Genomic DNA, 7,949 nt, shown 5'->3' on the forward strand with positions numbered 1-7,949 from the left:
TTACTTAAATCATTGGTACTTTGCGTAGTTGAAAGATATTCATGAACAATCTGCGCCTTTAATTCGGGATTATATTTAACCATACAAAAAGTGCCTCACAATCATTAGTTCTTTGTCTAACAATTGTAGGGCACTTCACTTGGCTACAGCCCTCCTTTTCTTAGCAACGCTTGTCACCACATGGGGGGGGGGTCACGGCCAGTACTGTCAGCGTTAGCGGGCTAGGCGCGGGTGACGCCACCGTCTACGATGCCAACGGGAAGAACGTGACGGGGCAAACCGACCTGAGCCGCTTCCGGGCGTACACCGTTAAGTACCGTGGAAGTATTGCGGACTCTACCCAGATTAACAACGGCGATACCGCAACGTTCACCCTGCCGAGTGACGTCCAAATTGCGAACACGCAGACTTGCAATGTGTACGACCAAAACGGGAACGTGGCGGGGACGGCGACGATTCAGCCTGGTTCTCAAACCGGGACGATTACGTTTAACAATGACCTCCACGGGAAGTTAAACCGGCAGATTACGCTGAGTGTCGGGGTGATTGGTACGACCACAACGACTACGGATAACTCCAATGCGCCGTCGACCGGCAACGGGAACCACCCGAGTGGTGATACCAATCCGGCGACGCTTGCAACGGCGATTAACAAGGTTGGTTGGTACGACAAGGATGACAACAACCTGATCCACTGGGACATCGTCGCTAACTTGCACAACGCCAACCTAAAGGACCCGGTCATTACCGACAACATGGGACCGGGAATGGAACTCGTGCAGGGGTCAGTGAAGGTACAGGAAGGGTACTACGACAACGGGACCTTTACGGGCGCTATCTCCGCCCCTAACCCACAGGTCACCACGAACGGTTCCCAGATTACTATTAGCGTTCCAAGCACGAACTTAGCAATCCACGTTTCATACGAAGTGAAGATTACGAACAAGGATGAAGCTAACTACGAAAACAAGGCCACCATCTCAGCGGCCAACCTCAGCCAGACCGGAACGGACTCAGCGACCCTTCCGGGAGAACTGAAGGGAAACGTTACCTTTGACGAGGGGGGGGTCACCGTCTTGAAGGAGGATGCCACCACCAAGAAGCCGCTTGCCGGCGCGAAGTTCGGTTTGTTTACGAAGGATCACCAGATTGTTGGTGAAGAGACGACCGGAGCAGACGGGGAGGCGCACTTTGGTAACCTTAATTCCGGGGACTACGTCGTGAAGGAGATTGCGGCGCCATCCGGGTATGAGATTAACAACCAGCTGTACCCGGTCACCGTGCCGGACTCGACCACGGCGGTAAATATTACCGTGCCGGATCAGAAGAAAGCGGTCAGTTCATCGAGCTCATCCAAGATGTCTAGCTCATCGAGTTCATCCAAGAAATCCAGCTCATCAAGTTCATCTTCGCAGTCGAGCTCCAGTTCGTCTAAGGTTGTAAAATCTTCCTCTAGTTCGAGCTCATCAAGGGTGATTAGTTCTTCCAAGAGTTCCAGCTCAACAAAGGTACTGAGTTCCAGTTCATCGAAGAGCAAGTCTTCCAGTTCAAGCACGAAGGTGGTAACGCCGTCATCCAGCACGACTTCTTCTAAGGGCTCCCGGTCATTAAAGAGCGTGAAGGCGTCCTCTACGTCGTCTAGTTCGTCAAGTAGCTCCTCCACGGAAGTTACGGTCTCTTCCAGCTCCAGCGTGGTGAAGAGTGAAAAGAGTAGTAGTTCAGTGCGGAGCTTTGTGCCGGTCACTCCGGTTCAGACTACGTCTTCCAGCGCAACAAGCACGCAGCGGACGGAGAACCGTTCCGGCGCTCAGCAGGCCGCCAAGAGCACAAGCAAGCACCTTCAGCGGATGAAGGGCTTGCCGGATACTGGTGATATGGTTGCCAGCGGGCTGGTGGTTGCCGGGATGATTGTCCTTGCGGGTGCAGGGTTCATTTTAGTACGGCACCATCATTAGAAAATAAGGTTAGTAATACTGTAAAGGCACCGTCTCCGGAGTGAAGGCGGTGCCCTTTTTTGCCGTGAAGAAGGAGGCCGGGACGGAAATCCCGGCCTCCTCTGGAGTAATGTGTAATTCTTGTTTATTTGTTAGCCGTATGCTTGTTAACAACGCCGGCCGCTGCCAGTAGACTGAACAGTCCCGGAATAATAAGCCAGGCCGTAGAAGTATCCCCCGTTACCGGGAGCTTCTTTTTCTTCTTGTCCTTCTGGGAGGAGGATTGGTTGCTTTCACTGGACAGGTGGTTCTTCTTCGCGTGCTTGTCCTTAACAGCCTTTAGTCCCGAAATCTGGCTAGCCTTGGTCTCGTCAACCGTTGATGCTGCCGGGGTCGTAAAGTCGTAACTCGTCGTTGATGATGAGATGTACTGGACATTGGATGACCCGGTCGTTGATCCGCTTCCGCTCGAGGCGGCCGCACCGGTTCCCGTTGTGACGGAACTGCTGTCGGCTGTCGGGATGGTCGTCGAATCGGTGGAAGCATCCGTCGTTGAGTCCTGCTTCTTTGCGTTCGTAGTCTCGGGAGTGACCGTCGGGACCGGACCGTCATCCGCTTTCGGCAGGGTCGAACTGACCAGGGGGTTATTTTCCGGGATAGATGTGTGGCTAAACCCAAAAATACCAGAAAACGGGGAGAAGCCCCGCCGTTCTATTGGCCGTTGTTTAACCACCGTGCTGGTCGTTGAAACGGGTTGGGCCGTGGCGGCCGTAGCCGTTGCACTACTTCCCAGAGCTACCGTCAGGGTAACCGCTCCAACGAGGGCACAGTGCCAAAGTTGCGTTTTCATATTAGTTCTCCTTTACCATAACCAGTCTCTTTCTATTGTATTGAATTCCTTCCGGTTTGACAAATTAAATTTTAACCGGGGAATCAACGCTGGGGGTAATGGTGACGCCCATTACCCTTGCAGCCACGGTTGTTCGTGGGTGGGGCGAATTACCCGGGCGGGATTTCCCGCCACGACGGTGTGGGCGGGCACGTCGTGGGTAACGACACTTCCCGCCCCGATAACGGCGTGGTCTCCGATAGTGACTCCGCCGAGAATGGTGGCACTTCCGCCAATCCACACGCCGTCACCGATTGTTACCGGCCGGGCCCGCAGAATTTCGCGGTTATGCTCGGCGGGATTTTCCGAGTGGTTAATCGTGTAGATTCCCACCTTCGGGCCGATTTCGACGTTATTTCCAATGTCAATCACCCCGCCGTCCATAAAGATCGCGTCGTGGTTGACGAAGAGGTGGTCGCCGACCGAAATGTTGCAGCCCACCTCGCACATAAACGTCGGCTCGATAAACAGGTCCTCCCCGGCGTGGTGGAAGAGGTCGGCAAGGAGGTCGAAGTGGTATGTATCGTGAAGCAGGACCTCCCGGTTAAACTGCCGGCAGACCCGGTAAGCGTGGTCACGGACGGCAACAATGTCCGCGTCGTTATCATCGTACGGTTGTTCGTGGGTCATAAGCTGGCGAACCCGGTCAATATTCATGGTTTTCCCTCCTAAAAAAACAGCTACTCTCAACGTACCATACTTCAAGGAAGTGGCATAGGGTCTTGCTTTAATTTTCCTGCGAAAAAGGCTATAATAACTCGTTGGTTAAAGTGTTAAAGAAAAAAAAAAAAAACATATCCCACTTTGTTACCAAAGTGTGACGTCCGGGCTATAAGTCTAAAGGAAATATATAGAAAACCGGGCGCAAACGGGGAAATGACGCGGGATATGCTATAATACCTAACGAATATAAGAGACTAAATTTTACCTAGGAGAGGGATTGAAAATGAAACAAAAATCATACTTTGGAGAAAGGAAGACACGCGTCAAGATGTACAAGGCGGGTTCCCATTGGGTGAGCGCGCTGATGACACTGTGCGGTTTTGAACTGTTAATGAGCGGCGCTGCTGCTCCGGCCCATGCCGATAGTACGCCGGTGAACCCCGCATCAAACGCCAACGTTGTGCGGGTTGCAAGCAGCCAGAGTAACACGGCGAGCCAGCAGCTTGCACTACGGGGGACAAGTGCGCCCCAAACGCAGGGCAGCTCTTCGGCTGCAGCAAAGACGACCCGGGTAGCTGGGAGTAGTGCGGCTTCTACTAAGACACAGCCGTCCCGGCAGAGTTCTGCGGCTTCAAGCGCAAGCCAGTCTTCGCAAAAGTCAGCTCAACCGAATAAGCAGACTCAGGCAACGTCCCAGCAGACGAGTTCGGCTGCCAGCCTGGACAACCCGGCGGCATCGTCAAGTTCAACGCCGACCGCTCAGTTACCGGACAAGCAGGCCCAGGCAACTAAGCCGGTGCAGGTGACGCCGGCAATGGCAGCGGCCATGCACAAGCAGGCCATGCAGCAGCTCGGCAAGGTGCCGGTTGCAACTAACCGGACCGAGCAGACCGACGCCGCGGCTAACCAGCAGGCGGCTGCAACGGGCGTGCAGGGGAAGGAAGCCCGTGGAATCCTTGATGGGTTCGGTCACTACGGTTCATGGACGATCTACTTCATGGACGAAAACGGGAACCCCATTTACGACGTGCAGGGGTATTCCAACGCCGGCGCCGACTACGTTGACAGCCAGGTAACGCCGATTGTCGATGCGCTAGAAGAAAACGGATACAAGTATGACTACGTGGACCCGAATAGTTCGTACGCCTTCGATATTGGTGGTTTCTGGTGGACCTACGTTACGCTGGTATTCCAACAGGTTCCACGGCAAGTAGGGGGCGCCGTAAAGGTTAAGTACATGTCAACGGACGGGAAGACCCTGGCCAAGGGGACTGCATACTACAAGACGCCCGTAGGCGCACGTGACGCGACGCCACACATTGGTGACACGTACCTAACATTTAACCGGACATTCATTGGTTACCACCTGGTGAAGGCGCCGGCTAACCCGGACGGGAAGGTTACGACTAACGCCCAGACGATTGTTTACCTGTACGCTCCTGACCAGGAGACGCTGCACATCGACTTTATCGACCAGAACGGGAACCAGATTATCAAGGAAGTCCCGGTTACCGGAGGATACCACACGACGGTTACGTTTAACGTGCAGGACTACGTTGATAAGAACCTGCCGGGATACGAGATTGTGTCAAACAACTGGCCGGCTAACGGGGTGTACATTGAATCAACGTATGCAACCAAGCCGTTCCGGGTTGTTTTAAAGCACAAGATGGCCACGTCAACCCAGACGAAGGTTGTTACCCAGACGATTAACTACCAGTACAGTAACGGGAAGCGGGCCTTTGCGCCGAAGGTTACTAAGATTACCTTCACGCGGACGGTCACGACCGACGAAGTTACCGGGCAGCAGACGTTCGGCGATTGGACTACGACGGACCAGACGACCTTCCCGGCGGTTCAGTCCCCGAAACTGACCGGGTACACGGCCAGCCCAACGTCAAGCACGGTGGTAACGGGCATCACGGCGGACAGTCCGGACAACGTCCAGACGGTTGTTTACGTTGCTAACAAGGAACAGATTACGGTCACCTTCGTCGACATGGACGAAGGGAAGGTGCTGTTACAAAAGAGTTTTGAGGGGGACTACGGAACTTCCCCGGACTTTGACTACCAGAGCGTTATCCAGAAGTACATCAATCGCGGGTACAACGTGGCGTTGGACACGATCCCGAGTGGTGGGTTGACGTTTACGGACAGTGATAACCAGAGCTACGAAGTTGACCTGACGCATACGCACACCAAGCTGCCAGCCGGAGCCAAGGGATGTGTCAAGGTAATTACGCATACCATCCACTACATTTATCCCAATGGGAGCACTGCAGAACCGGACGTTGTGCAGAGTATTACCTACACCCGTGGAGCTACGCGAGACAACGTTACGGGTGCAATCACGTACACGGACTGGTCAACGAAGGATAACCCGGAGTTCCCATCCGTTAAATCACCGCAGATTAAGGGGTACACGCCAAACATGGCGGAAACCCCGGTTATTCAGGTCACTGATAACAGTACAAACGTTATCACGACGGTCATTTACGATAAGAACGCCGGAACGCAGAAGCCGCAGTCGCCGACTAAGACGACCGTGACGGAAACGATTAACTACGTGAATACCAGTGGAACGGCTTTACTGGCGCCGACGACGGTGACGAAAACGTTTACACGGACGCAGAACGCGGACGGAACGTACGGCCCGTGGACGACCACGGACGGAACGTCTTTTCCGGCAGTGACGGCCCCGCAGATTACGGGGTACACGCCGACACCGGAATCAGTTGCTGAGATTGACAACGTGACGGCAACGACGGCTAACATTTCACGGACGATCGTGTACACGCCGGTGCAGGACACGATTACGATTAACTATGTCGACCAGACCGAAAACGGGAAGTTAATCCACACTGATACGTACAGTGGAACGTACGATTCTACGACGCCGAACACGACCCAGGCGGAAATTGCGGCGTTGGAGAAGCAGGGGTACAAGCTTGTTGGAAATAATTTACCTGATCCGAGTGCAGCAAACTTAACGTTTACCAGTGACCAAACGTACACGATTACGTTTGAGCATACGTACACTCAGGGGAAGGAAGAGCAAAGTGTCTCCGAAACGATTAACTACCAGTTCCAAAACGGAACGCAGGCGGCGGATCCGTACACGAAGACGTTAACCTTTACGCGGTCAACGACGAAGGATAACGTTACCGGTCAAACAACGTACGGGGCATGGAGTCCGTCTGGTGGACAGTTCCCGGCAGTAACGAGTCCGCAGATTAAGGGGTACAACGCTAGCCAGTCAGTCGTTGATGCCATTAACGTTACCGGGGATACGTCGAACATCGTTAAGACGGTTATCTACACGCCGATTCAGGAAACGGTCTCGGTCCAGTACGTTGACGACACGACGGGAAAGGTAATTACGGTTATTAACTTGACCGGCGGGTACGGGACGCACTCAAACTACTCGACGGCTGACAACATTAAGAAGCTGGAGGCTGCCGGGTATGACCTGGTGTCTGACGGATTCCCGTCAAGTGGGTTTGTGTTTGGTGACAGTTCATCAACTTACACCGTTCACATGAAGGAACGGATTGTTGACGGGCAGAACACTAAGACGGTTACGCAGACGATTACCTACGTTGATCAGAACGGGAATCAGGTGGCTTCACCGCACACCGCAACGATTACGTTCACCCAGCCGACTAAGACGAACGCCGTGACGGGTGTCGTAACGACGGGAGACTGGACCCCTGCATCGCAGACGTTTGCGCCGGTGGCTTCGCCAAAGGTGACGGGTTATACGCCAACGGCTGCTGAAAGTACCGCCGTGACGGTAAACGCCCCGACGGCAACGTCAACGCCAAAGGACGTTAATCAGCAAATTACGTATACGCAAAATCAAGAAAAGATTGAAATTCAGTACATCGACCAGACGACTGATCAGGTGATGTTGACTGATTACTCGACGGGGTTATATGGTACGCGAAGCAACTACAACCCTGCCCCGAAGATGGAACAGTACATCGAAAGTGGGTTTAAGATTGTGTCCGACGATTTCCCGCAGGCTGGGGTCACCTTTACCCAGGACGGGACGGTACCGGTGTATAAGATTGTCTTCGCCCATAACACGCGGACGGATACGGCGACGAATAACCCGGATAAGGTGGCCGACCTAACGAAGACGGTCACGGAGACGATCACGTACACGTACGCGGGAACGGGCAAGCAGGCTGCTAACCCGGTTACGGAGACGGTCACGTTTAACCGGACGGCTACAGTCGACATGGTTACGCACCAGGTGATTTCGTATTCCGACTGGACAACCACGGATAAGGGCTTCCCGGCCGTGCAGTCCCCAACCATCCCGGGGTACACGGCGAACCCGGCTACGGTGAGCGCTAATACGAATGTGACGGCTGATTCTACTGACAGTACGGTGAATGTCACGTACACGGCGAATAAGGAAAGCGCCACGGTGACATACGTGGACGCGACAACGGGGA

Annotated in this window: 4 protein-coding genes; 2 read left to right on the forward strand and 2 right to left on the reverse strand. The window is 53.9% G+C overall.

The window, feature by feature from the left end; genetic code table 11:
• Nucleotides 1-170 precede the first annotated feature (170 nt).
• Nucleotides 171-1,955: an LPXTG cell wall anchor domain-containing protein gene (locus QOR60_RS06730; RefSeq protein WP_283582601.1), complete on the forward strand. Its 1,785-nt coding sequence runs from the start codon at nt 171-173 to the stop codon at nt 1,953-1,955.
• A gap of 124 nt (nt 1,956-2,079) precedes the next feature.
• Here QOR60_RS06730 and QOR60_RS06735 read toward each other — a convergent pair whose 3' ends face one another.
• Both QOR60_RS06735 and QOR60_RS06740 read right to left on the reverse strand, forming a co-directional pair.
• Nucleotides 2,080-2,784, reverse strand: coding sequence for an LPXTG cell wall anchor domain-containing protein (locus tag QOR60_RS06735; RefSeq protein ID WP_283582602.1), 705 nt, complete (start codon nt 2,782-2,784; stop codon nt 2,080-2,082).
• A gap of 111 nt (nt 2,785-2,895) precedes the next feature.
• Nucleotides 2,896-3,480 carry a sugar O-acetyltransferase gene (locus tag QOR60_RS06740; RefSeq protein ID WP_283582603.1) on the reverse strand — a complete coding sequence of 195 codons (585 nt, stop codon included), beginning with the start codon at nt 3,478-3,480 and terminating at the stop codon, nt 2,896-2,898.
• Nucleotides 3,481-3,769: 289 nt separating this feature from the next.
• On the opposite strand from QOR60_RS06740, the gene QOR60_RS06745 reads away from it, so the two are divergent.
• Nucleotides 3,770-7,949: mucin-binding protein (locus tag QOR60_RS06745; RefSeq protein WP_283582604.1), on the forward strand; the 4,180-nt coding region annotated here is incomplete at its 3' end.

The sequence above is a fragment of the Ligilactobacillus hohenheimensis genome (assembly GCF_947381805.1).
Classification (GTDB): domain Bacteria; phylum Bacillota; class Bacilli; order Lactobacillales; family Lactobacillaceae; genus Ligilactobacillus; species Ligilactobacillus hohenheimensis.

Excerpts from the sequence above, each read along its gene's own strand:
- QOR60_RS06735 (WP_283582602.1), bottom strand. The coding sequence starts at position 2,784 with ATGAAAACGCAACTTTGGCACTGTGCCCTCGTTGGAGCGGTTACCCTG.
- QOR60_RS06740 (WP_283582603.1), bottom strand. The coding sequence starts at position 3,480 with ATGAATATTGACCGGGTTCGCCAGCTTATGACCCACGAACAACCGTAC.